The sequence below is a fragment of the Paraburkholderia sp. TE9906 genome (assembly GCF_056279605.1).
The window spans coordinates 293,497-318,306 of the sequence record NZ_JBWCCT010000008.1 but is presented as its reverse complement, the minus strand read 5'-3'; the positions used below and the strand labels follow the sequence as shown (position 1 = coordinate 318,306).

The window sequence follows — 24,810 nt, the reverse complement described above, 5'->3', positions numbered from 1 at the left end:
TCTATCGTCCCAACCGTTACAGCGGCGACAAAGCCGTTGGCCGGGTGCGATTCGTCGTCTTTGCCAAAGTCTTCGGCACCGGCGCCAACTCGCTGTCCAGCAGCCGCGACAGCGGCTCAGCGCCGTCGAACGCTTCCGGCGGCATGGAGTCCGCGGAATCGAACGCCGCCGACGTGACGGGCCGCTCGAGGCCGTCCTTGATCCATTGCTCACCGAGCAGGCTGTTCGGCGTCTGGCTGAAGTGCTCGACCAGATGATCAATGAACGTGCGTACCTTCGCCGGCAGGTGACGACGGCTCGGATACGCGATGTTGATTTCCACCTGCGGCAAGCGGTAATCGCCGAGCAGGCGCACGAGCCTGCCGCGCGTCATGTCGCGGCCGATCAGGTAGCTCGGCAGAATCGCGATGCCCATGCCGAGCAGCGCAAACTGACGCAGCATTTCGGTGTTGTTCGCGACGATCACGTTCGACGGACGCACACGCACTTCGCCTTCCGGGCCCGTGAACACACGCTCGTCGCCCCAGTACTCGGACGGCAGACTCAGGCACGGATGCTCCAACAGATGCTCGGGACGCGTCGGCGTGCCGTGCTTCTCCAGATAGGCCGGCGTTGCGCACACGGTCATGCAGCCGGTGGTCAGGCGCCGCGTGACGATGCTCGCACTGCGCATTTGCCGCGCAATCACCACGCCGACGTCGAAGCCTTCTTCGACGAGATCAACCTGGCGGTCGACCAGCGTGACATCGGGGATGACTTTCGGATAGCGCTCCGCGTACGTTTGAAGCACGGGCGCGAGATTATGCAAACCGAAGACGACTGGTGCGACGATTCGCAACGTGCCGACCGGCTCGTGATTACGCGCGACCACCATCTGTTCGACGTCTTCCAGTTCGTCGAGAATCTGACGCGCACGCTCGAGATACACCTGACCCGATTCGGTCAGCGACAAGCTGCGGGTTGTGCGATTGAGCAGCCGCGTACCAAGACGACCTTCGAGGTCGGCAACGTGACGGGTGGCGACTGCGTTGGAAATATCCATCGCGCTCGCAGCGCGGGCAAAACTGCCGAGATCCGCCACTTTGACGAAAACTCGCATCGACTGCAAATGATCCATAGGACAACTCCTGCCGTGTTACAGCTTCCTGACAATTGGTGAAAACCAGTGAAGCGAACTTGGAATTCTCCTACGACTCGCAAAATCGTGCAGAAGTTGCCCGCGCAACCCGAAATATTGTCAATTTTCGTGCGACTGTATTCCCTAATGTGGGGCATGACCGCCAATTGTTCCTCGAACCGAAACAATCTGCTGCGGCGCAGCTAAGACTGTGTTTTTTGTTCGAACAGAGGTAAAGGTCGCTCCGGCATTGCGGAATCAGAAAAAATCCTGAGCCGGGGACGGATCAGAAAAGAAAAAGCCGCCCAGAGGCGGCTTTCCCTCACGAAGTGAACGCTCACATGATCAAGCGGCGAGTTTTCCTTCGAGCGCCTGCTTGGCCTGCGTCAAAGCGGGAGGCAAACCATTCCGCAATGTGTCGAAAAGCTCAGCGTGCAGTGCGAGTTCGTCGCGCCACGCCGCGTCGTCGACCGAGATCACCTGCTCGAATTGCTCGCGGCTGAAGTCCAGCCCGCTCCAGTCGATGTCCTCGTAGTGCGGCGACACGCCGAACGCGTGGTCCTCGCCCTGCGCCGTGCCTTCGATCCGGCCGACCATCCAGCTCAACACGCGCATGTTCTCGCCAAAGCCCGGCCAGACGAACTTGCCGTCCGCGCCTTTGCGGAACCAGTTGACGCAGAAGATTTTCGGCAACTTCGCGTTTAGTTTTCCAAGACGCTCGCCGGTTTTCAGCCAGTGACCGAAGTAGTCGCTCATGTTGTAGCCGCAGAACGGCAGCATCGCGAACGGATCGCGGCGCACCACGCCCTGCTGACCGGCGGCGGCGGCGGTCGTCTCGGACCCCATGGTCGCCGCCATGTAGACACCTTCGACCCAGTTGCGCGCTTCGGTGACGAGCGGCACGGTGGTCGAACGGCGGCCGCCGAAGATGAACGCGTCGATCGGGACGCCCGCCGGATTTTCCCAGTCCGCGTCGATCGACGGGCATTGCGAGGCCGGCGCCGTGAAGCGCGCGTTCGGATGCGCCGCCTTGCGTCCGCGCTCCTTCGCGCTGGCCGGCGTCCAGTCTTTGCCCTGCCAGTCGATCAGGTGTGCGGGCGCCTCGTCGGTCATGCCTTCCCACCAGACATCGCCGTCGTCGGTCAGCGCGACGTTCGTGAAGATGACGTTTTCCGTCAGGGTAGCCATCGCGTTGAAGTTGGTCTTTTCGCTCGTGCCCGGCGCGACGCCGAAATAACCCGCTTCGGGGTTGATCGCGTACAGACGGCCATCCTTACCCGGTTTGATCCAGGCGATATCGTCGCCGATCGTGGAGATTTTCCAGCCGTTCAGGCCTTCCGGCGGGATCAGCATCGCAAAGTTGGTCTTGCCGCACGCCGACGGAAACGCCGCCGCGACGTGATGCTTGCGCCCTTCGGGCGACGTCACGCCAAGAATCAGCATGTGTTCGGCGAGCCAGCCTTCGGCGCGGCCCATCGTCGACGCGATGCGCAGCGCAAAACACTTCTTGCCGAGCAGCGCATTGCCGCCATAGCCCGAGCCGTAGCTCCAGATTTCGCGCGATTCGGGAAAATGGACGATGTATTTGGTCTCGTTGCACGGCCAGGACACGTCTTTCTCGCCCGCCGCGAGCGGCGCGCCGACCGAATGAACGCACGGCACGAACTTGCCGTCTTCGCCCAGAACGTCGTGCACCTGGCGGCCCATGCGCGTCATGATGCGCATGTTGGTCACGACGTACGGGCTGTCGCTCAACTCGACGCCGATGTGTGCGATCGGCGAGCCGAGCGGACCCATCGAAAACGGCACCACGTACATCGTGCGGCCGCGCATCGCGCCGTCGAACAGGCCGTCGAGCGTGGCGCGCATGTCGTCCGGGGCGATCCAGTTATTGGTGGGACCGGCGTCTTCCTCACGCTGCGAGCAAATGAAGGTACGATCTTCGACGCGCGCGACGTCGGAAGGATCGGACCATGCCAGGTAAGAATTGGGACGTTTCGCCGGATTGAGTTTCTTGAGGGTGCCCGCTTCGACCATCTGCGCGCAAAGGCGGTCGTACTCCTCCTGCGAGCCGTCGCACCAGACGATCCTGGCCGGCTTGGTCATCGCGGCAACCCGCTGGACCCAGTCGATCAGTTTGCGGTTCTTGACCCACGCGGGCGCCTCGATAGTGGGCTGTCCTTCGAATGAGGGATGATTCATCGACCTGTCTCCGTTTTGAAAGCAATAGAAAAACGGCACCGGCCCGGCGACGCTGCATGCGAGAGGCATTCAATTCATCACGCGCGGTGTCGACTACGCCGACGCGCAATGGCGCAGGTCATCCTGGGCCAACAGCCTGTCGGGCGGAGGCGCCCTATTGACGGGGCTTCTGCAACCGTCTGTAAAGCGGCTTGCCTCAACACGCAACAAACTGTTAAAAACGATTTCAATTTGCCCTTAACGTGGTGCTGTTGTACTTTGCAGCAGCATCTACGGTAAGGCATCCTGCCACACCGGCATGTGACCTAAGTCACATGGAGGGACAGTGAGCATAACACTCGGTTCCGCACCGTCATGGTGCGCCGCAAGACACATACCATGAAGATTGCCATCCTCGACGATTACCAGGACGCTGTTCGCAAGCTCGACTGCTTTCAATTGCTGGCCGATCACGAAGTCAAAGTATTCAACAATACCGTCCGCGGACTCGGCCAACTGGCAAGCCGTCTCGCCGAAGTCGACGCGCTCGTCCTGATTCGCGAACGTACCCGCATCAACTCGCAACTGCTCGACAAATTGCCGCGTTTGCGCATGATCAGTCAGACCGGCAAAGTGGCCGGCCACATCGATCTCGCGGCCTGCACGGAGCGCGGTGTCGCCGTGCTGGAGGGCACCGGCTCGCCGTTCGCGCCGGCCGAGCTGACGTGGGCTCTCATCATGGCGGCGCAGCGCCGCATTCCGCAATACGTAGCTAACCTTAAGCAAGGCGCCTGGCAGCAATCCGGCTTGAAGACATCGGCGCTGCCGCCGAATTTCGGCCTGGGTCAGGTGCTGCGCGGTCAAACGCTGGGGATTTGGGGTTACGGCAAGATCGGCCGTCTGGTCGCCGGCTACGGCAAGGCGTTTGGCATGAACGTGCTGATCTGGGGCCGCGAGCATTCGCGTGAAGCCGCTCGCGCCGACGGTTATGGCGTCGCCGAGAGCCGCGAAGCGCTGTTCGAGCAGAGCGACGTGCTGTCCTTGCACTTGCGTCTGCACGACGACACGCGCGGCATCGTCAAGCAGGAAGACCTGATGCGCATGAAGCCGACCGCGTTGCTCGTGAACACGAGCCGGGCCGAACTGCTCGACGAAAACGCGCTGGTGAGTGCGCTGTCGCACAACCGGCCGGGGATGGTCGCCATCGATGTCTACGAAAGCGAGCCGATCCTGCAGGGCTACAGCCTGCTGCGAATGGAAAACGTGATCTGCACGCCGCACATCGGCTATGTAGAGCGCGAGAGCTACGAGCAGTATTTCACCGCGGCGTTCAACAACATTCTGGCGTTCGACGCCGGCGATACCGCCAGCGTCGCGAATCCGGAAGCATTGCAGGGCGGGCGGCGGCGGTAAGGTCGGGCGTTGACTGGCTGCCGGCGACGATTGCCGGTGGCGGGTAGCCGGCCTGTGCGCGGTCTCACGCAACCTGTCCTCGCGACGCCGCTCGACTCAGCGCGCTTCGTGCGCGCCAGCCTCCAGCAGATCGGGCACGCGTTCGAGGAAGGTCTCGCCATCGGCGCGGCCTAGGTTGTATGCATGCGTCATCTGCGAAGGGCTGGTGTAATCCCAGCTCGAAATCGGCACCTTGCGCGACGGCTGCACGTAAAACCGTTGCTGCTCGCCGTGCGGCACGACGAACATCTGCGGTCGCGGGTAGAGACGCGTGACCATCACCAGCACGTTACCGGGGACGTCGGCGTCGAGTGCGCCGACCGGCACGTTGTCGACCATGCCGCCATCCAGCACCGGCCGGCCGTTGCGCCGCAGAACTGGCGTAAAAGGCGGCGTACTCGACGATTGCAGGATCAGATCCGCCAGATCCTCGACGCTCGCGCAGTCCTGCGCACGCACGAATTCCGGGTGAAAGCCGAGCGTCTGACCCAAGGTCGGATGCAACGTCTTGCGCACGTATTTTTCGATGTTGTACGCGATCAGGCCCGCGGCGACCGCGCTACGCGCGCCCAGCCAGCGCGGCAGATGTGACACGCCGATGCGGATTTCCGGCGCGTCGGCGAGCGTCGAAAACTTCTCGCCGTAGATGTCGAGCAGCGCCTTCTGGTAGATCCGGTAGTGCGGAAACACCGACTCGCCGCGCAGCAGGTTGCCCCAGTAAGCGTTGCGCGTGTTATGGCGCAGCGCGTCCTGGTAATAGCGCATTACCCAGTCGGAGTCGCGCGTGTAGAGCATGCACGCGGTCGCGGCGCCGGCCGAAATGCCGGTAATGACGCGCGGCCGGATCTGTAGCTCCGGCTGCACCACGTCCCAGAAACCCGCCTGCCACCAGCAGCGGTTGCCGCCGCCAGCGAATACGACCTGATCGAACATCCTGGTTTTTCCTCTCGGGCGGCTTGCCGCGCTGTTTCTGTCTCAGTCGAGCAGCGCATAGGTGGTGGTGGCGTGGACGGCCATGTTGCCGGTTTCATCGAACAGTTCGACTTCGCCGAACACCAGATTGCGGCCCATGCGCAGCACGCGCGCGGTGATCAGCACGTCGCCCTTGCGGACCACGCGCATGAAGTTGATGTTCAGCGACACCGTGCTCATCGGCTTGAAGCCGCCGAGCGCGGCCGAAATGGCGACGACCATCGCCGTGTCGGCGGCCGCCATGAACACCTGGCCGCAGATCACCCCGCCCGCATGGCGCAGGCCGCCGGAAAACGGCAGGCGCAGCGTGGCGCTTTCTTCATCGACCTTGACCGGGGTCAGCGTGAGCGCACGGACCCATGGCGCGAGGATGCGGTCGAGCAACTCGATAATTTCTTTCTCATCCATGGCGATCCCCGGTCGGAAGCCGCGCGACGCTTCGCGCGGCGAGATGTCCGCGACATGATACCGGGACGATCAACGCCGCGCCTTTTTCACGCTCGCGGCACCGTCGAGGAATGGCTCGACTCTGCCGGCGAGATTATTTTTAAGAAATTTACTAAAGGGGGGGTTGGCAAGCTCGAAAAGTTACTGCATAATTTCGCTTCTGTTGGGGGCGTTAGCTCAGTTGGTAGAGCAGCGGACTCTTAATCCGTAGGTCGAGTGTTCGAGTCACTCACGCCCCACCAAAGTTTTCAAAACAAAAAGCCCGGTCCTTGCGACCGGGCTTTTTGTTTTTCTAGCGCCCTTCAAGCGCGCCCCTGCAAAGCAATTTCCTTCAATACATCCCGCCGCTAGCCCGATACCGTTGACCGTCGCCGTTCCTGCGCAACGCACTCACGTACCGAGGCACCTGATGACCGTCTTACTCTCCATGGCCGCCTTCGCGCTCGCCAGTTCCATTTCCCCCGGCCCGGTGAACGTCGTCGCGCTCAGCGCGGGCGCCCGGCACGGACTCGCCGCGAGCATGCGGCACGTGAGCGGTGCGACCGTCGGCTTCACCGCGCTGCTTCTGCTCATCGGCCTGGGTCTGCATGAGTTGCTCACCCATTTCCCCAACCTCATCGACATCGTCAAGTGGGCCGGCATCGCCTTCCTGCTTTACATGGCGTACGCGCTCACCATCGACGACGGCCGTCTCGGCGCGGACAAACCGTCTCGCGGCCCGTCCTTCGCCCACGGGGCAGCGATGCAATGGCTCAATCCGAAAGCCTGGCTCGCGTCGCTGGCCGGCATGGGCGCCTATGCGGCCAACGGCGACGGCGGCCTCGTTTGGCAATTCACCGCGTTGTACTTCGTAATCTGCTACGTGTCGATTGCGAGTTGGGCGTACGCAGGCACGTTCCTGCGCAAATACTTGCAGGAACCGGCGCGGGTCAGGCTGTTCAATCGCGTGATGGCGGCGCTGCTTGCGGCCAGCGCGCTATATCTGCTGATGGAGTGATCACGTGACGCGACGCGCCGGCTGCACAGCTCAGCGCACTCGCCAGGTCAAAATCAAGTTCAACTGCGATACTGCCCCGGCGTCGCCGCGACCAGTCGCTTGAACGTCCGTTGCAAATGCGCCTGGTCGGCGAAACCCGCATCCAGCGCGACATCCGCGATCATGCGCCCGCGCCTGAGTTGCGCGCGGCTGTATTGAATGCGCCGGTTGATCAAATAAGCGTGCGGCGTCATCCCATAGCGCTGTTTGAACGCGCGAATCAGATGCGACGCGGACAACTCCGCCACCTCGCACATGTCTTCGAGTGTCAGCGAATGCGTGCAGTTTTCAGCGATGAATTCCGCAGCCCGCGCCAGTTGCTGGCTCGCGTCGCGGTCCGGCAAGGACGCCGGATTCAGCTTTTGTTGGACTTCGGAGAAGAAGGTGATCGCCGCGCTTTCCTTGCGCAGCGTGTCGGCGTCGCCGTCGACCAGAATCGCGCACAGCCGGTTCAAGCCATCGAACAACGCCGCATCCAGCGTCATGGTCTGCGAGAACGCGCAAAACGCGCGGTTCGCGCTAAAGCCCAGTTCGTGTTGCAGCCCCGTGAGCCATTCGACATCGACATGCAGCATGCGATACGACCAGCGTTCGTCGGCGACCGGGTTGCACGCATGCACGTCGTCCGGGTTCATCATCACGACCGCGCCGGCGCCGATCCACTCACGCGCATGGCGGTTCAGATACACGCTGCGGCCGCCGGTCACGGCGCCGATCGAAAACGTCTCGTGCGAGTGTTTGGCGTAGCAGACCTCCCGGCCGTCGTCGATCGAACGCGCTTCGATGAACGGCAGCGCGTCGCTGCGCCAGAACTTCGGCGCAGAAGCGCTCTTAACGTGGCTTGCTGCCTCTGTGACCCCGCTCATCCGCGTGCTCTCCGATGCGTGCATAGACCTCGCCGCAGCGAGGCCTACGTATCGTAGCCGCCAAACACGCCGTCAACAAGCAAACACCGGGAAAGCTTCAACATCACCGCGCGTGCGTTTGCGGATGCAGCAATGACTTACTTCGCACTCACATCGATGTTGCCGAGATACTTCGTCGCCAGCGTCTTCACCGTCCCGTCGGCCTGCACCTTCGCGATTGCCGCGTTCAACTGATCACGCAGCGCCGTATCGCCCTTGCGAATCCCGTAGGCGATGCCGCTGCCGAGAATCTTGTCGTCACGCACCGGCTGGCCGACGAACGCGTAGTCCTTGCCGTTAGGCTTCGACAGAAAACCCGTTTGACCCGCGGGCGCGAGCACGAGCGTCGCGTCGAGGCGACCAGCCACCATATCCGTGTAGACCTGATTCTGATCCTGGTACGGCACGACGGTCACCCCCGCCGGTTCCCAATGCGTCTTCGCGAAGGTCTCCTGAATCGACGCCTGCAACACGCCGACCCGCTTGCCCTTCAACGACTCGGGCGTCGGCAGCAAGCCGCTGTCGCGCCGCGCGATCAATTGCGTCGGCACGCGATACACGACCGTGGTGAAATCGATCGCCTGACGGCGCTGCTCGGTCGCATTCATCGCCGAATTGATCGCGTCGAACTTGCGGCCTTGCAGTGCGGGAATCAATCCGTCGAACGAGGTCTCGACCCACTTGCACGTCATGTGCGCGGCGGCACAAACAGCATTGCCCACGTCGATATCGAGCCCCTGCAACTCACCGTTCGGGCCTTTCGATTCGAACGGCGGATACTGTGCTTCGACGCCGAAACGCAGCGTCGCAGTGTCGGCGGCACTCGCGGCGGACGATGCCGCCAGCGACGCGAACGCGCAGGCCAGCACCAATAGAGGCTTGAGCAACTTCATAGCGAATCCCTTTCTTCTTTCGATTTCATCGTATCGCCCGCGCCGCGGCATGCCGATGCACGGCGGCGCAACGAGGCGCGATGATCATACTGCGTTCAAAAAACCAGCCAGCGCACGCGGCCACATTCGTCAGCGTGCTCAGATCTCGCACAAACGCCGCGCGCCTTCGAGCAGCGTCGCGTCGTCCTTCGAGAAGCTGAGCCGGATCAAACCGGAATCCGTGCCGTCAGTGTAAAACGCGGACAACGGAATCGTGGCAACTCGCGCATCGCGAATCAGGCGCAGCACGAAATCGCTGTCGCTTTCATCGGAGAAGCCGCGAAAACGCGCGAGCATGAAGAAGCTGCCTTCGCTCGGCAACAATTCGAAGCGCGACTCGTGCAGCGCGTGCGCGAGCAGATCGCGCTTCTTCTGATAGAACGCGGACAGGCCGAGATAACTTTCGCGATTGGCCAACGCATCGGCGAACGCGTACTGCATGGGGGTATCGGCGGAAAAGACCATAAATTGATGGACCTTGCGAATCTCGTCCATCAGCGCGGCGGGCGCGAGGCAATAGCCGACGCGCCAGCCGGTCACGTGATACGACTTGCCGAACGACGAGACGATCACGCTGCGCTCCGCGAGCTCGGCATCGCACGCCATGCTCTGATGCTTCGCGCCGTCGAACACCACGTGTTCGTAGACCTCGTCGGCGAGAATCACGATGTCGGTGTTGCGCGTGAGCGCCTTCAACCGCGCGACGTCGGTCTCGCTGAACACGGTCGCGGTCGGGTTGTGCGGCGTGTTGATGATGATCATGCGGGTCTTCGGCGTGATCGCGGCGGCGACCTCGTCCCAGTCCACGCGGAAGTCGCTCAACGAGAGTTTGATCGCCACCGGCGTCGCGCCTTGCAGCCGGACGATCGGACCGTAGCTGTCGAACGACGGCTCGAAGTAGATCACTTCGTCGCCGGGATGCACCAGTGCGCTGATCGTCGAATACAGCCCTTCGCTCGCGCTCGCGATCACGGTCACTTCGCTGACTGGGTCGTAGCGCACGCCATACAGCGTTTCGACCTTGTCGGCGAGCGCTTCGCGCAACGCGGCAATGCCGGCCATCGGCGCGTACTGGTTGTGGCCGGCGCGCATTGCTTGCGCCACACCGTCGACCAGTTTCGCGTCCGGCGCGAAATTCGGTGCGCCTTGCGACAGGTTCAGCGCATCGTATTGAGCGGCCAGCTGGCCGATCACAGTAAAAATCGTCGTGCCTACGTCAGGCAGTTTCGAGCGGGCTTGCATGGCGCTCTGCATAAGGCTTTCTCCCTTTCTTCATCCAGCCGCGGATTCAAGGACGCACCGACAGTGCGGCGGTCTTTCCGGTCTGGTGATTAGGCATCAGCCAAAGAACCGTCACAATCGAAACTTTGTCATGCGCGGCATGCGTTTACGTCATGACGCGCGCGAAAGCGCACCGCGCCCGGTGAAGCCAATCGGATCAAAGCCTTGGGGGAGGAAACCGGGCCGTGGAAAGCAACCGGGATAAAGCGCAGGTATGACGTAATGTGATGCGCGAAGGGAGCGGCCGCGAATGCCGCCGTCCCTTGTCTTGCCCTGAGAGCTATCAGGCGTCGTCCATCAGGCGGACCTTGACCTTCTTGCCCTTCACCTTGCCGGCGCTGAGCTTGCGCAGCGCGTCGCGCGCGATGCTGCGCTCCACCGCCACGTAGGTCGACATTTCGGTCACGTTGATCTTGCCGATCTGCGAGCCGGCGAAACCCGCCTCGCCGGTCAGCGCGCCGAGCACGTCGCCGGGGCGGATCTTTTCCTTGCGGCCGCCGAGAATCTGCAGCGTTTCCATCGGCGGCAACAGTCGCTCATTGCTCGCCGCCGTGAGTTCGGACAGCTTGTGCCATTCGACTTCGCGCTTTTGCGCCTGTTCGAGACTGCCGACACGGCCCATCTCGTTCATGCTCGCGAGACTCAGTGCCCAGCCTTCCTGATCGGCGCGGCCCGTGCGGCCGATACGGTGCACGTGCACTTCCGGGTCCGGCGTCACGTCGACGTTGATCACCGCTTCGAGCTGCGCGATGTCGAGGCCGCGCGCGGCGACGTCGGTGGCGACCAGCACCGAGCAGCTGCGGTTCGCGAACTGGATCAACACCTGATCGCGTTCGCGCTGATCGAGTTCACCGTGCAGCGCAAGCGCATGAAAACCTTGCGCGCGCAGCACGTCGAGCAGATCGCGGCACTGCTGCTTGGTATTACAGAACGCGAGCGTGCTGACCGGCCGATAGTGATTCAGCAGGAGACCGACGGCATGCAGCCGCCCGTCTTCGGTCACTTCATAGAAGCGCTGGCGAATCTTGGTGTTGTCGTGCCGCTCGGCGAGCTTCACTTCCTTCGGATTGCGCAGAAATTGCTGGCTCAGCTTGACGATGCCCTCGGGGTATGTCGCCGAGAACAGCAGCGTTTGCCGCTCTTTCGGGCATTGCTTCACGACGGTCGCGATGTCGTCGAAGAAACCCATGTCGAGCATGCGGTCGGCTTCGTCGAGCACCAGCGTGTTCAGCGCCTGCAACGGCAGGCTGCCGCGTTCGAGGTGATCCATGATGCGGCCCGGCGTGCCGACCACGATGTGCGCGCCGTGTTCGAGGCTGGCCGTTTGCGGACGCATCGGCGTGCCGCCGCACAGCGTCAGCACCTTGATGTTTTCTTCCGCGCGCGCGAGGCGGCGGATTTCCTGCGTGACCTGATCGGCGAGTTCGCGCGTCGGACACAGCACCATCGCCTGCACGGCGAAGTTGCGCACGTCGAGGCGCGCGAGCAGCGCCAGCGAAAACGCCGCGGTCTTGCCGCTGCCCGTTTTCGCCTGGGCGATCAGATCGTGGCCGGCGAGCGCGATCGGCAGGCTCGCGGCCTGAATCGGCGTCATCTCGACGTAGCCCAGCTGCGTCAGGTTCGCGAGGGTCGCGTCCGGCAGCGGCAGTTCGCTGAACGGCGCGCCGGCGGTGGTGGGACTGTTCATAGGGGGAGGGTTCGCTATTGGCTGGAGACTAGTCGGCCATGGGGCCAGGAGCGGGACGGCCTTCGATCTGTTCGTACAGCACCGAGCCGTCTTCGCCGTCGAAACGCTCGACGTAATTGCGCGCGCCGCACATCGGGCAACGGAACAGCAGCCCCTGCCCTTCGTTCTTGATGACGACGTCCGACAGTTCCCACTGCGCGTCGCAGGACTGATTTCTACAGGTAAACACGTTGATTCTCCAACTGGATTCGGTGGTTTATTGGGCGGGCCGCACGAACGGCCCGGCCATGAAGGGGTCGCCGCGCTCTATCACGCGACGCGGCCGGAACGCTTCAGCCCAGATGCGTATGGCGCGCACGCGGCGCGCTCACATCCATTTCGCTCAGGCCGTGCACGATGCCGCAGTCTTCCACGGCCTGTTCGCCGTGGCATTGCTCGCGCAACGTGGTCAATTGCAGTTTCAGTTGCTTCAGCTCGTCGATGCGCGTGTCGACGTGCGCGATGTGCTCGTCGATCAGCGTATTGATGCCGCCGCAGCCGTTTGCCGGTGCGTCGGTCAACAGCAGCAACGCGCGGATTTCGTCGTGGGTCATGTCGAGCGCGCGGCAATTGCGGATAAAGCGCAAGCGCTCGACGTGCTTCGCCGTGTAACTGCGGTAATTGGCCTCGGTGCGATCCGCTTCGGGCAACAGGCCCTCTTTCTCATAGAAACGGATGGTTTCGGTCGTGCAATGGGCGATTTTCGCCAATTCGCCGATTTTCATGGACCCTCCGGATAGCGGCCTTGACCTTGTAGTGGCTTCAAGGTGTTTACTAGACCACAAATCGAACCAGGAAGCCACCAATGCGTCACGTCAGCGAATCCGAAGCAGACCGTCATGAAGAGGGGAAAGCCTGTGCTCATGGGCTTGTGGGGCATGCTCATGAGCATGGGGACACGCACGGGCAGGACGGGGGCTGCGGGCATGAGCATGAGCATGAGCATGAGCATGAGCATGAGCATGAGCATGAGCATAGGCATGGGCATGAGCACGGCGACGGCCATTGCCACGATCACGGCCACGTGCATGCGGATCGGCGCGCCCATCACACTCACGCTGCCGCCGCCTGCTGCACACCCGCAACCGCGGTCTCCGCCGCCATCCCGCTGCCGCGATCCGAAGCCATCGGCGACGACATGCGCACCGCGATCCGCATCATGCAAATGGATTGCCCGACCGAGGAAGCGCTGATCCGCAAGAAATTCAGCCGCATGGCCGACGTGCGCAGCATGGACTTCAACCTGATGCAGCGTGTGCTGACGGTCGTCCACGCGCCGCATGCGCTCGATGCGATCCTCGCTGCGCTCCGCTCGCTCGACTTCACGCCCGAACTCGCCGACGCCGCCCCCGACACAGCGCCCTCCGGCGTTTCCCCCACGCCGCCCAGGCCGTGGTGGCCGCTCGCGCTCGCCGGGGCGGCTGCGGCGGGCTCAGAGGCCGCTGGCTGGCTCGGCGCACCGGCCTGGCTGGCTGCGGCTCTGGCGCTCCTCGCGATCGTCTCCTGCGGCCTCACAACGTACCGCAAGGGCTGGCTCGCGATCCGCAACGGCAACCTGAACATCAACGCGTTGATGAGCATTGCGGTCAGCGGCGCGCTGATCCTCGGCCAGTGGCCGGAAGCCGCGATGGTGATGGTGCTCTTCACGATCGCCGAATTGATCGAGGCGAAGTCGCTCGATCGCGCCCGCCATGCGATCCAGGGCTTGATGCAACTCACGCCGGAGCAGGCGAGCGTGCGGCAGCCCAACGGCGGCTGGCAACTCACGAGGCTCGAAGCGATCCCGCTCGGCGCGGTGGTGCGCGTGAAGCCGGGCGAGCGGATCGCGCTCGACGGCGAGGTCGTCGCGGGCCGTTCCAGCGTGGATCAGGCGCCGATCACGGGCGAGAGCCTGCCCGTCGATAAAACCACCGGCGACGCCGTGTTTGCCGGCACGATCAACCAGGCGGGCTCACTCGACTATCGCGTCACGGCCGCGTCCAGCAACACGACGCTCGCGCGGATCATCCACGCGGTGGAGGAAGCGCAAGGCACCAAAGCGCCGACCCAACGTTTCGTCGACCAGTTCGCGCGGGTGTATACGCCGATCGTGTTCGCGATCGCGCTCGCCGTCGCGGTCGTGCCGCCGCTGCTGTTCGGCGCAGCGTGGCACGAGTGGGTCTACAAGGCGTTGGTGATGCTGGTGATCGCCTGTCCGTGCGCGCTCGTGATCTCGACGCCGGTGACCATCGTCAGCGGGCTCGCAGCCGCCGCGCGCAAGGGCATCCTGATCAAAGGCGGCGCCTACCTCGAACAGGGCCGCAAGCTCACCCGGCTCGCGCTCGACAAGACCGGCACGATCACGCATGGCAAACCGGCGCAGACCGAGTTCGAACAGCTACACGGCGCTGACAGCATTGCAGACGCCCTACGCTACCGGGCGCTCGCGGCGAGTCTCGCCGGGCGCTCCGATCATCCGGTATCGATCGCGATCGCGGCGGCGGCGGCGCAAACCGGCGGCATCGAACACCTCACGGTCGATGCATTCGAAGCGCTAGCGGGTCGCGGCGTGCGCGGCGTTATCGACGGCGCGCCGTATTGGCTCGGCAATCATCGGCTCGTCGAAGAACTCGGCCGCTGTTCGGCGTCGCTCGAAGCGCGCCTCGACACGCTCGAAGGCGAAGGCAAAACCGTCGTGATGCTGGTGGACGCGCAGCGCGTGCTCGCGCTCTACGCCGTCGCGGATACGGTGAAGGAGACGAGCCGCGCCGCCGTCGCCGAATTGCGGCGGCTCGGCGTCGCCACGGCGATGCTCACCGGCGACAACCGGCACACCGCCTCTGCGATCGCTCAGCAGGTCGGTATCGACGAAGCGCGCGGCGACCAGTTGCCGCAAGACAAGTTGAACGCGGTCGCTCAATGGTCGGCTGACGGGGCAACGGTCGGCATGGTCGGTGACGGCATCAACGATGCGCCCGCGCTGGCACGCGCCGACATCGGCTTCGCAATGGGCGCGATGGGCACCGACACCGCGATCGAAACCGCCGACGTCGCGCTGATGGACGACGACCTGCGCAAGATTCCGCAGTTCATCCGCCTGTCGAAGGCGACGCATGCGGTGCTGGTGCAGAACATCGCGTTGGCACTCGGCATCAAGAGCGTGTTTCTCGTGCTGACGTTGATGGGCCTCGGCACGATGTGGATGGCGGTGTTCGCCGATGTCGGTGCAAGTTTGCTGGTGGTGGGCAACGGGCTGCGTCTGTTGCGCAAGTGAGTTACGTGCGGATGCGAGGCGCGTGTTGCCGGGGCCAGGGCCGCGGGATCATTACATGTCCGCCGCCCGCTCGCCTAGTGAGTGAGCGACCCTGCTTCCGCCATGCCGTGACGAACGCTCACCGCCGCCTTCAACGTCTCCGACGGGCGCATGCCGAATAGCTTCCGGTAATCGGTCGCGAACTGGCTCAGATGCCAGAAGCCCCACGCCGCCGCAACATCCTGCACCGAACGCGATTCGCGCGATGCATTCGACAGATCGCGCCGCGCGCCATTCAGGCGAATCGCGCGCAGATAGGTGGCGGGCGCCATGCCGAGCACGTCCTGAAAGCAGTACTGCAGCGTGCGCCGGCTCACATGCAACCGCTCGCACAACTCCGGCACGCTCACCGCGCGCTCGCGATGAGCCAGCACGTACTCGCGCGCTTCCGACACGATCGACTGCCGACGCGGACGCGCCGGCATCGCAACCGGTTCCGCAGCCGGCCACGCGCCGACGTCGAACAGCGACGCCAGCACCGACGCCTGCAGATTGTTGCGCGCGAACGCAGACAGCGGTGCGCCGCTCGCCGCGCCGTCGTCGAGCAATTGACGCAGCGATGCACACAAGCGCGCCTTGCGCGCCACGCCGATCGGCACGACTTCGGTGTGCGGCACATGATCGGCGAGACCGATGCGCTCCACGTCCGCCGCATAGCGGCGCAGCACGTCGCCCTTCACCACCACGCCAAAAATCTCGTAGCCCGCCGAGGTCAGCAGTTCGAATTCCACGCCGCCGGGGCGAAACGCGAGCGCGTCGCTCGTGATCACCTGCGCGTCGATGCGGCCCGAACCCGCCGGGCAAGTCGGAATGCCGAACCAGTACGCGTCCTTCTGCACCTCGCAGGTTTGCCGCAACGTGTGGCTCGTCGTCTCGACGAACACCTGCATGTGGTCGACGCACAACTCCGTCAGTTCGCCGACGAAGCAGCCCGCGGTCAACTGGTCGTAGGTCTGGTTCCAGCCGTGCAGATTGCCCGCCTGTTCGTCGGCATCGTGAGCGACGCGCGTCTGCACGCGGAAGCTCGGCTGCGGCGCGAGCGTCGGACTGGTGAGGCTGTCGTCTCGGGTATCGGTCGTCATACCGGACCTGCGCAAACGGAAGGGTGAAGAGAATAGCAAGGCAAGTGCCATGCCGAACACACTTATCGCGCTCTCGCCCGCGCCCCATGTTCAATTCATGAACAGCGCAGCACACACTGGTCAGAAACGAAACGCTCTAGCGCCCTGGCCTAAACAGCGCCGCGCCCGATGCCGTGCGCCGATGCTTGCTGCGCGTGCACGGATCACCGGCGCGGTGCATTGGCACACTTCTGGCTCTAGGCTGTCACGGCCGAGCGATATCGCGCCGAATATAGCCCATTCAAACATGTGAGGAGTACACAGATGAATCATGCGGAGATGCAATTTCTGACCACCGAATTCCCGTACAAGAAGCAGTATGCGAATTTTATCGGCGGGGAATGGGTGAAGCCCGTGGGCGGCGAGTACTTCGACAACGTGTCGCCGATCACCGGCGAGCCCTTCACGTCAATCCCGCGTTCACGCGAAGCCGATATCGAACTCGCGCTCGACGCCGCACATCGTGCGAAAGTCGCATGGGGTAAAACCTCCACGGCGGATCGCGCGAACATCCTGAACCGCATCGCCGACCGGATGGAAGCGAATCTGCAACGCCTCGCGGTCGCCGAGACGATCGACAACGGCAAGCCGCTGCGCGAAACCATGGCTGCCGACATTCCGCTCGCGATCGATCACTTCCGCTATTTCGCCGGCGCGGTGCGCGCGCAGGAAGGCTCGATCTCCGAGATCGACGACGACACCGTCGCTTATCACTTTCATGAACCGCTCGGCGTGGTCGGTCAGATCATCCCGTGGAATTTCCCGATCCTGATGGCGGTGTGGAAGCTCGCGCCCGCGCTGGCCGCCGGCAACTGCGTGGTGCTGAAGCCCGCCGAGCAAACGCCTGCTTCGATCCTCGTGCTGGTCGAACTGATCCATGACCTGCTGCCCGCAGGGGTGCTGAACGTGGTGAACGGCTTTGGTCTCGAAGCCGGCAAGCCGCTCGCGTCGAACAAGCGCATCGCGAAGATCGCGTTTACCGGCGAGACCACGACTGGCCGTCTGATCATGCAGTACGCGAGCCAGAACATCATTCCGGTGACGCTCGAACTGGGCGGCAAGAGCCCGAACATCTTCTTCGCCGACGTGATGAACGCGGACGACAGCTACTTCGACAAAGCGCTCGAAGGCTTCACGATGTTCGCGCTGAATCAGGGCGAAGTGTGTACGTGTCCGTCGCGCGTGCTAATCGATGAAAAGATTTACGACCGCTTCATGGAACGGGCGTTGAAGCGCGTCGCCGCGATTGCACAAGGGCATCCGCTCGACAGCAAGACGATGATCGGCGCGCAAGCCTCGCAGGAGCAGCTCGAAAAGATCCTCTCGTATGTCGATCTCGGCAAACAGGAAGGCGCCGAATGTCTGATCGGCGGCGAGCGCAACACGCTCGGCGGTGAACTGAGCAAGGGCTATTACGTGAAGCCGACCGTGTTCCGCGGCCACAACAAGATGCGCATCTTCCAGGAGGAAATCTTCGGACCGGTGGTGTCGGTCACGACCTTCAAGACCGAAGAGGAAGCGCTGGAAATCGCCAACGATACGCTCTACGGTCTGGGCGCCGGCGTCTGGACACGCGACGGCACCCGCGCCTATCGCTTCGGCCGGCAAATCCAGGCGGGCCGCGTGTGGACCAATTGCTATCACGCGTATCCGGCGCATGCGGCGTTCGGCGGCTACAAGCAATCGGGTATCGGCCGCGAGAATCACAAGATGATGCTCGACCACTACCAGCAGACCAAGAACCTGCTCGTGAGCTATAGCGAGAAGCCGCTCGGGTTCTTCTAAGCGTTAGCGGTCCGACCAGGGCGGGCCGCGTTGCGCGGCTCGCTCTTTTTCAGCGAGGGCATGTGATGGCCGATGAAAAAGAAGTCGCCCGCGTGATCGCGACGCCTGCCGCTGTCGAGTTGATCGACAAGCTGCGTGCCGAACATGGGGAGGTGCTGTTCCACCAATCCGGCGGATGCTGCGACGGCAGCGCGCCGATGATGTTTCCGCGCCACGAGTTCATGGTCGGCGGGTCCGATGTGAAACTCGGAACGATCGCCGACGTGCCGTTCTACATGAGCGAATCGCAATTCGAATACTGGCAGCACACGCAATTAATCATCGACGTTGTGCCCGGCAATGGCGGGATGTTTTCTTTGGAGCGCCCGAGCGGCATGCGGTTTCTCACGCGCTCACGGCTTTTCGAAGACGACGAGAACGCGTGGCTGGAAATCCATCCGGTGGAACGGGCGGATGCGTGATGGCGGATGTTGGGTCGCTTACGCCGTGGATTACGTCGCGGCCTTGTTTGAATTATCGCCGATAGCGGGTGTTGCTGGAGTGCTCGCCAGCAGCGCATCACTATCGTCTTTCAGGCCGACGCCGGTGAGTCCCAGGCGACGGGCGTGCGTCAGCAGGTAATGCAACTTGTGCGCGGCCAGCGGGTAATCGAGTCCTTCCGGGCGCACGTTCGAAATGCAGTTGCGTTGCGCGTCGCTGCACCCTACTTTCGGCGCATACGTCAGGTAGATGCCGAGACTGTCGGGCGAACTCAAACCGGGCCGCTCGCCGATCAGCATCACCACGATCTTCGCGTTGAGCAACTCGCCGATCTCGTCGCCGAGCGCGACGCGTGCCTGCCGTGCCACCACCACCGGGCCGATCGACCAATCCGAGAGCCTCGGGCAAACGGCTTGGAGCAGCGGGACTGATTGCTTCGATGCGGCGAACGCGGAAAGCCCGTCGCCGATCACGAACACCACATCGCTCGGCGCGGCCTGCATCTGCGCGAGCATCGCGCGACTCTCCTCCGATAACCGCCTTCCCAGATCGGGACGCCGCAAATAATGCTCACGATCGGGCGCCGCGCTATGCGCATCCAGCGTCTTGAAGCCTTGCGTGCGCAACTGCTCGTGCAACACATCGGCATCGAGCGGATGATGCACCGCGTCGCGCGCCTGCGCATGCGACAGGTTGAACGCGAGCAACGGCGCAGTCGGCAAACTGCTGCCCGCGCGACCCAATGCGATGCGCGCGTTGGTAAACTCGCGCAGCGCGTTCCACGGGTTCTTTTCGAGGAAGTCGCTCATGCGATACCCATCCAGTCGCGCGCGCCTTCGAGCAGCGGTTGTTGCGGCGAGGCGCTCAACAACGCACCGCGTGCGTCGGTGATCTGCATCGACTCCAGCCACTCCTCGAATTCCGGCGCGCGGCGCAAACCGAGCACGTCGCGCACATACAGCGCGTCGTGGAACGACGTGCTCTGATAGTTGAGCATCACATCGTCCGCGCCCGGAATGCCCATGATGAAATTGATGCCCGCAACGCCGAGCAGCGTCAGCAGGTTGTCCATGTCGTCCTGATCGGCTTCGGCGTGGTTCGTGTAGCAGATGTCACAACCCATCGGCACGCCGAGCAGCTTGCCGCAGAAGTGGTCTTCGAGACCGGCGCGCGTGATCTGCTTGCCGTCGTACAGATACTCCGGTCCGATGAAGCCCACCACGGTGTTCACGAGGAACGGATTGAACTTGCGCGCCACCGCATACGCGCGCACTTCGCAGGTCTGTTGATCGACGCCGAAATGCGCATCAGCCGACAACGCGCTGCCCTGCCCGGTTTCGAAGTACATCAGATTGTTGCCGACCGTGCCCCGTTGCAGCGACAGCCCCGCTTCATACGCTTCCCGCAGCAGCGCGAGCGAAATGCCGAAGCCCGCGTTCGCTTTCTCCGTGCCCGCGATCGATTGAAACACCAGATCGACCGGCGCGCCTTTTTCTATCGCGGCAATCGTGTTGGTGACGTGCGTCAGCACGCACGATTGCGTGGGCACCTGATAGCGCTGCCGGAACTCGTCGATCATCAGCAACAGCTTCGTGATCGCGGCGAGATTGTCGCTCGCCGGGTTGATGCCGATCATCGCGTCGCCGCAACCGTACATCAGGCCATCGAGCATCGAGGCGGCGATGCCTTTGACGTCGTCGGTCGGATGATTCGGCTGCAGACGCACCGACATGTGGCCCGGTAAGCCAACCGTGTTGCGAAAGCGCGTAATCACCGGACGTTTGCGCGCCGCCAGGATCAGATCCTGGTTGCGCATCAGTTTCGAGACCGCGGCAACCATCTCCGGCGTGAGGCCGGCGGCGATACGCGTGAGCGTGTCCGCATCGGTCGTGCTGCTAAGCAGCCAGTTGCGGAAATCGCCGACCGTCAGATGCGCGATCTCGGCGAACGCTTGCGGCGAGTGATCGTCGATCACGAGACGCGTGACCTCGTCGCTTTCGTACGGGACCAGCGCTTCGTTAAGGAAGGTGCGCAACGGCACCTGCGCGAGCGCCATTTTGGCAGCGACGCGTTCTTCTTCGCTCGCCGCCGCAACGCCTGCGAGTTGATCGCCGGAACGCTGCGGGCTGGCTTTCGCCATCAACGTTTTCAGATCGGCGAAGCGATACGTGCGGCTGCCGATCGACTCGGTGTAGCTCATGTTTACGACTCCATCGCCGCTGATCGCGCAGCGGCTCGATTCGTCACGTCATTCTTCGAGCAAGGCGTCCGCGGGCGCCGCCTCGCGTTGATGGCGCGTCAACAGGAAGTAAACGTAGCCCAGCGCGAGGAAGATCGCGAACACGATCGCCACCAGAAAATTGAAGTAGACCATCGTCGCCAGACAGATCACCGCCGCCACCAACGCAAATGCCGGAAAGAACGGAAACAGCGGCGCACGAAACGGACGCTCCATGTTCGGCGCGCTGCGGCGCAGCTTGAACAACGCCAGCATGCTGATGATATACATCACGATAGCCCCAAACACCGACATCGTCACGATGTTTGCCGTCAGCGTCTGGCCGCCGAACTGGATCAGCTCGTCGCTGTAGATCGCGGCGATGCCGACCACGCCGCCCGCGAGAATCGCGCGATGGGGTGTCTTGAAGCGCGGATGCACCTTCGAAAGCCAGTCCGGCAGATAGCCCGCGCGAGCCAGCGCGAAGATCTGCCGCGAGTAGCCGAGGATGATGCCGTGAAACGACGCGACCAGACCGAACAGGCCAAGCCATACCAGCATATGCATCCAGCCGCTGTGTTCGCCGACGATGAATTTCATCGCTTGCGGCAGCGGGTCGTTGATGTTCGACAGTTTGGTCCAGTCACCGGCCGCGCCGGCAAACACCATTACGCCGATCGCGAGCACGACCAGCGTCAGAATGCCGGCGACATAGGCGATCGGAATCGAACGCTTAGGGTTTTTCGCTTCTTCGGCCGCCATCGCGACGCCTTCGATCGCGAGAAAGAACCAGATCGCGAACGGGATCGCCGCGAACATGCCGTGAAACGAGCCCATGCTGAAGGTGTTCGCGCCGGCCCAGCCGCCCGTCGTGAAGTTCGACCAGCGGAAACCCGGCGACACGACGCCCATGAAGACCAGCAGTTCGAAGATTGCAAGCAGCGTCACGCACAACTCGAAGGCCGCGGCGATTTGCACGCCGACGATGTTCAACGCCATGAACACGAGATACGCGCCCATTGCAGCGTGTTTCGGTTCGAGGCCCGGAAACTGCACATGCAGATAAGCGCCGATGGCAAGAGCGATGGCCGGTGGCGCGAATACGAATTCAACGAGCGTTGCGGCGCCCGCAAGATAACCACCGGTCGGACCGAACGCCTGGCGCGCGTAGGCGAAGGGGCCGCCCGCGTGCGGAATCGAGGTCGTGAGTTCGGTGAAACTGAAGATGAAGGTCGTATACATCGCGGCGACGAAAATCGCCGTGATGACGAAGCCGAGCGTGCCGGCGCTCGCCCAGCCGTAGCTCCAGCCGAAATATTCGCCGGAAATGACGAGGCCGACGGCAATGCCCCATAGCTGCCATGTGCCGAGCGTCTGCTTCAGCTCGTGATGCATGGCCTGACCGATCGACTGATGATTGGACGCTGGCTTCATCGGATGCTCCTGAGTTCGCGTTTGCGGGTTGACGCGGTTTGCTCGACGCCGCAAGGCTTTGCGGTGCGTGGGCCGACAGGCTTCAGCCGATGGTAGGGAGCCATTATTCGAGGGTGTTATCGAAATTCGGCAAAGTTGTGGGCGCGTTTGCGTGTTAGCGGGCGCTTAACTGTGTTTACCGTGTGAAGTTCGCAGGATTTGGTAAACGGGGGCGTGATACTTTTGTTTTTCCATTTGTAGTGCTTTTTGTCGGCCGGGTCATTCATGAACGAATCAGGCAATCGGGTTCGATACGAAACGCGGCTCGCGCGCGTGCTCGACCATATTTACGACCATCTCGATGAGCCACTCGATATCGGGCGATTGGCGGACATTGCGTGTCTGTCGCCGTATCACTGGCATCGGATTTATCAGGCGATGTATGGCGAGACGGTCGCGACAACGGTGCGCCGCTTGCGATTGCATCGCGCGGCGGGGTATCTCGCGAACGGTTCGATGCCGATTGCGGAGATCGCCGAGCGCTCGGGCTACAGCAGTTTGCAGTCTTTTTCGCGCACGTTTCGTGCGGTGTTGGGCGTGCCGCCGGCGCAGTATCGCAAGCAAGGCACGCATTGCCGGTTTCGTCCGGCGCTTTCAGGAGACGGTCAAATGACGATGCGCGAAGTGGTGATTCGTTCTGTGGAGCCGCTTGAGGTTTTGTCGGTGGATCATGTGGGGCCGTATATGCAGATCGGCAAAGCGTTCGATGCTTTGTTCGGGTGGCTCGCTCAACATAATTTGCTGGCGGCGGAGATGCGCATGATCGGGATTTACTTCGATGATCCCGGGGTGGTCGATGAAAACGCGTTGCGCTCGAAGGCTGGGGTGTTGTTGCCGCATCCGCTGCAAGTGGCGGTGACGGTGAGTCCGCCGGTTTCAGTTGCGCATGTTAAAGGCGGGGAATACGCGGTGTTGCGGCATAAGGGTCCGTATAGCGATATGCGGGCGGCGTATGAGTGGTTGTATGGGACGTGGCTTGTGCAGTCGGGGCGTGAAGCGGCGGATGCGCCGGTGTTCGAGGAGTATTTGAATAGCCCGAAGGAGACTGCGCCTGCGGAGTTGCTTACCGAAATCTGTTTACCGTTGGTTTGAGGGTTTACGGCGTGGGGGAAAGCGTTTGTGCGTGCTTATGCATGTATACGCAGCGTGCTTCCTGCCTGCCTCTCTGGTTTTTATAGTCTTTGTATATGTATACGTAGTAATAGTTAACAAGCATCGCTCCTGGCTGTGGATAACTTGAAACTTCGTTTACGGATCAAAGGGCTGCGTAAACCATAAGCCTGCGGAGTAAGGGCGGACAGGAAGGCGGAGCCAGGGAAAACTTTTGTGCGGCCTGGTTAATCTGCAGGCTTATCAAAGTTTCGCCCACAAGGTGCCAGGGGGTTTTTACAAAAGTTGTCCAGAGGGGGATGTGGATAAGTTTGGGGGCGTTGGTGGGAGGTCCTCGTTCTCAGACTGTTCAGATTGTTGCCCGACGGGTTCAAGTCGCCCTTTGACAGCGCGTGATCAAAGAGCGCCAAAATCGATATCTTTGCGATACCCATGGTGATACTGCAATGCTTTGCTTTCCTAAGTTTTAAACATGGAATTTCGCGAGCGCTTGGCCGCGTTGCGCAAGGCGCGCGGCCTCACTCACATAGCCCTGTCCGATGCCGTTGGCCTGACAGTGCTACAGGTTCGACGTTATGAGGGTGGGGTCTCGCAACCTTCGATCGATGTGATTCGCAGGCTGGCGATTGCGCTTGGCGTTAGTGCTGATGCACTGGCCTTCGATCAGGACGATCGTGGGCCTGATGAAACGTTGCGATATCAATTTGAGACAGTCTCGCGTATGACAGAGCAGCAGCGTCTGATCGTGCGTGAGTTGCTCGATGCGTTGATTCTTAAGAATCAGGTAGAGGGCGTTATGACACGTGTTGGAGTCAATGGAACGGCAGTGCGCAATTCGCGCGAGGAAGACCGCTAGGAGTTGACTATGGCTAATGCCAATCTTAAACCGCGTCGCGCATGCGGGGAAAAAAGCGAGAGTATTTCTTTGTACTGGAGCAGCTTCCAGCCCGGTCAACCCGTGCTCTTTCGGGTTGATTACAGGTTAGGCCAAATCGCGATTAGGACGGATAGCAACTACACCATTGCTGGCAGGCAAATGGCGCCGAAAGAGATACGGCAGCGCCGGACACCTAAGAGCAGTTGATACAGTTCGCGTCTGTTTGAAAACTAGAGGACCGCTCGTGCGGTCCCTTATAGATGTCTGCAGCGTGGCTACCGGGCCCGCTCAGGGTCCGTAATTCGATCTCTCAGAAGATCTCACGTGTCCCGGCCGTGGATATCCGTGAATACGCTGGATGTCGCTGGTTCGATTCGGACTACTCGGACAATAAAAAACCCCGCG

General features: G+C 62.2%; 21 protein-coding genes and 1 tRNA gene. 8 read left to right on the top strand and 14 right to left on the bottom strand.

Annotated features, from left to right (window positions below):
- Positions 1 to 16: 16 nt before the first annotated feature.
- A complete protein-coding gene (locus ACZ9H4_RS23355) occupies positions 17 to 1,117 on the bottom strand; it encodes a LysR family transcriptional regulator (protein ID WP_408139768.1) in 1,101 nt (366 codons plus the stop codon).
- A 345-nt stretch (positions 1,118 to 1,462) separates the two neighbouring features.
- Positions 1,463 to 3,319: a phosphoenolpyruvate carboxykinase (GTP) gene (locus tag ACZ9H4_RS23350; protein WP_476121103.1), complete on the bottom strand. Its 1,857-nt coding sequence runs from the start codon at positions 3,317 to 3,319 to the stop codon at positions 1,463 to 1,465.
- Positions 3,320 to 3,697: 378 nt separating this feature from the next.
- Between ACZ9H4_RS23350 and ACZ9H4_RS23345 the strand changes: the two genes are divergently transcribed.
- Positions 3,698 to 4,711 (top strand): D-2-hydroxyacid dehydrogenase family protein, encoded by a 1,014-nt coding sequence (locus ACZ9H4_RS23345; RefSeq protein WP_408139771.1) that lies wholly within the window; start codon positions 3,698 to 3,700, stop codon positions 4,709 to 4,711.
- A gap of 96 nt (positions 4,712 to 4,807) precedes the next feature.
- On the opposite strand, the gene ACZ9H4_RS23340 is transcribed toward ACZ9H4_RS23345, so the two are convergent.
- Both ACZ9H4_RS23340 and ACZ9H4_RS23335 read right to left on the bottom strand, forming a co-directional pair.
- Positions 4,808 to 5,683, bottom strand: coding sequence for a patatin-like phospholipase family protein (locus ACZ9H4_RS23340; RefSeq protein WP_476121100.1), 876 nt, complete (start codon positions 5,681 to 5,683; stop codon positions 4,808 to 4,810).
- Positions 5,684 to 5,725: 42 nt separating this feature from the next.
- A complete protein-coding gene (locus ACZ9H4_RS23335; protein ID WP_408139774.1) occupies positions 5,726 to 6,130 on the bottom strand; it encodes a PaaI family thioesterase in 405 nt (134 codons plus the stop codon).
- 205 nt (positions 6,131 to 6,335) lie between these two features.
- Here ACZ9H4_RS23335 and ACZ9H4_RS23330 point away from each other — a divergent pair.
- Positions 6,336 to 6,411, top strand: a tRNA-Lys gene (locus tag ACZ9H4_RS23330).
- Between the two features lie 167 nt (positions 6,412 to 6,578).
- Positions 6,579 to 7,166, top strand: a complete 588-nt coding sequence (locus ACZ9H4_RS23325; RefSeq protein ID WP_476121098.1) for a LysE family translocator — start codon at positions 6,579 to 6,581, stop codon at positions 7,164 to 7,166.
- A 59-nt stretch (positions 7,167 to 7,225) separates the two neighbouring features.
- Here the strand turns inward: ACZ9H4_RS23325 and ACZ9H4_RS23320 are convergent, their stop codons facing one another.
- The 6 genes from ACZ9H4_RS23320 to cadR all read right to left on the bottom strand — a co-directional run bounded on the left by ACZ9H4_RS23320 (position 7,226) and on the right by cadR (position 12,774).
- Positions 7,226 to 8,071 carry a helix-turn-helix transcriptional regulator gene (locus ACZ9H4_RS23320; protein ID WP_476121096.1) on the bottom strand — a complete coding sequence of 282 codons (846 nt, stop codon included), beginning with the start codon at positions 8,069 to 8,071 and terminating at the stop codon, positions 7,226 to 7,228.
- A 137-nt stretch (positions 8,072 to 8,208) separates the two neighbouring features.
- The gene (locus tag ACZ9H4_RS23315; protein ID WP_476121094.1) at positions 8,209 to 9,003 is read right to left on the bottom strand and encodes an ABC transporter substrate-binding protein; all 795 of its coding nucleotides are present in this window, start codon (positions 9,001 to 9,003) and stop codon (positions 8,209 to 8,211) included.
- A gap of 138 nt (positions 9,004 to 9,141) precedes the next feature.
- Entirely contained in the window at positions 9,142 to 10,296 is a 1,155-nt protein-coding gene (locus tag ACZ9H4_RS23310) for a pyridoxal phosphate-dependent aminotransferase (RefSeq protein ID WP_408139781.1), read from the bottom strand.
- A 310-nt stretch (positions 10,297 to 10,606) separates the two neighbouring features.
- The gene (gene dbpA, locus ACZ9H4_RS23305) at positions 10,607 to 12,010 is read right to left on the bottom strand and encodes an ATP-dependent RNA helicase DbpA (RefSeq protein WP_408139783.1); all 1,404 of its coding nucleotides are present in this window, start codon (positions 12,008 to 12,010) and stop codon (positions 10,607 to 10,609) included.
- A gap of 28 nt (positions 12,011 to 12,038) precedes the next feature.
- A complete protein-coding gene (locus tag ACZ9H4_RS23300; RefSeq protein ID WP_121316200.1) occupies positions 12,039 to 12,239 on the bottom strand; it encodes a hypothetical protein in 201 nt (66 codons plus the stop codon).
- A gap of 103 nt (positions 12,240 to 12,342) precedes the next feature.
- The gene (cadR, locus tag ACZ9H4_RS23295; RefSeq protein WP_042327268.1) at positions 12,343 to 12,774 is read right to left on the bottom strand and encodes a Cd(II)/Pb(II)-responsive transcriptional regulator; all 432 of its coding nucleotides are present in this window, start codon (positions 12,772 to 12,774) and stop codon (positions 12,343 to 12,345) included.
- A gap of 80 nt (positions 12,775 to 12,854) precedes the next feature.
- Between cadR and ACZ9H4_RS23290 the strand changes: the two genes are divergently transcribed.
- Entirely contained in the window at positions 12,855 to 15,302 is a 2,448-nt protein-coding gene (locus tag ACZ9H4_RS23290) for a heavy metal translocating P-type ATPase (RefSeq protein ID WP_476121090.1), read from the top strand.
- A gap of 74 nt (positions 15,303 to 15,376) precedes the next feature.
- On the opposite strand, the gene ACZ9H4_RS23285 is transcribed toward ACZ9H4_RS23290, so the two are convergent.
- A complete protein-coding gene (locus ACZ9H4_RS23285) occupies positions 15,377 to 16,423 on the bottom strand; it encodes a helix-turn-helix domain-containing protein (RefSeq protein WP_476121088.1) in 1,047 nt (348 codons plus the stop codon).
- 303 nt (positions 16,424 to 16,726) lie between these two features.
- Between ACZ9H4_RS23285 and adh the strand changes: the two genes are divergently transcribed.
- Complete coding sequence (gene adh, locus ACZ9H4_RS23280) at positions 16,727 to 18,247, top strand: aldehyde dehydrogenase (RefSeq protein WP_408139790.1); 1,521 nt, start codon at positions 16,727 to 16,729, stop codon at positions 18,245 to 18,247.
- Between the two features lie 65 nt (positions 18,248 to 18,312).
- Positions 18,313 to 18,708, top strand: coding sequence for a DUF779 domain-containing protein (locus ACZ9H4_RS23275; protein WP_408139792.1), 396 nt, complete (start codon positions 18,313 to 18,315; stop codon positions 18,706 to 18,708).
- 30 nt (positions 18,709 to 18,738) lie between these two features.
- Here the strand turns inward: ACZ9H4_RS23275 and eutC are convergent, their stop codons facing one another.
- From eutC to eat, 3 genes are read right to left on the bottom strand one after another with little or no spacing between them, the layout of a single operon-like run.
- On the bottom strand, positions 18,739 to 19,536 hold the full coding sequence (gene eutC, locus ACZ9H4_RS23270; protein WP_476121085.1) for an ethanolamine ammonia-lyase subunit EutC: 798 nt from the start codon (positions 19,534 to 19,536) through the stop codon (positions 18,739 to 18,741).
- On the bottom strand, positions 19,533 to 20,927 hold the full coding sequence (locus ACZ9H4_RS23265) for an ethanolamine ammonia-lyase subunit EutB (protein ID WP_408139796.1): 1,395 nt from the start codon (positions 20,925 to 20,927) through the stop codon (positions 19,533 to 19,535). The genes eutC and ACZ9H4_RS23265 overlap by 4 nt, the downstream gene beginning before the upstream one ends.
- Positions 20,928 to 20,975: 48 nt before the next feature.
- Positions 20,976 to 22,379, bottom strand: coding sequence for an ethanolamine permease (gene eat, locus ACZ9H4_RS23260; RefSeq protein WP_476121082.1), 1,404 nt, complete (start codon positions 22,377 to 22,379; stop codon positions 20,976 to 20,978).
- A gap of 264 nt (positions 22,380 to 22,643) precedes the next feature.
- On the opposite strand from eat, the gene ACZ9H4_RS23255 reads away from it, so the two are divergent.
- Both ACZ9H4_RS23255 and ACZ9H4_RS23250 read left to right on the top strand, forming a co-directional pair.
- Positions 22,644 to 23,510, top strand: a complete 867-nt coding sequence (locus tag ACZ9H4_RS23255; RefSeq protein WP_408323276.1) for an AraC family transcriptional regulator — start codon at positions 22,644 to 22,646, stop codon at positions 23,508 to 23,510.
- A 490-nt stretch (positions 23,511 to 24,000) separates the two neighbouring features.
- Positions 24,001 to 24,384 carry a helix-turn-helix domain-containing protein gene (locus tag ACZ9H4_RS23250; protein ID WP_408323175.1) on the top strand — a complete coding sequence of 128 codons (384 nt, stop codon included), beginning with the start codon at positions 24,001 to 24,003 and terminating at the stop codon, positions 24,382 to 24,384.
- The last annotated feature ends 426 nt before the right edge of the window (positions 24,385 to 24,810 follow it).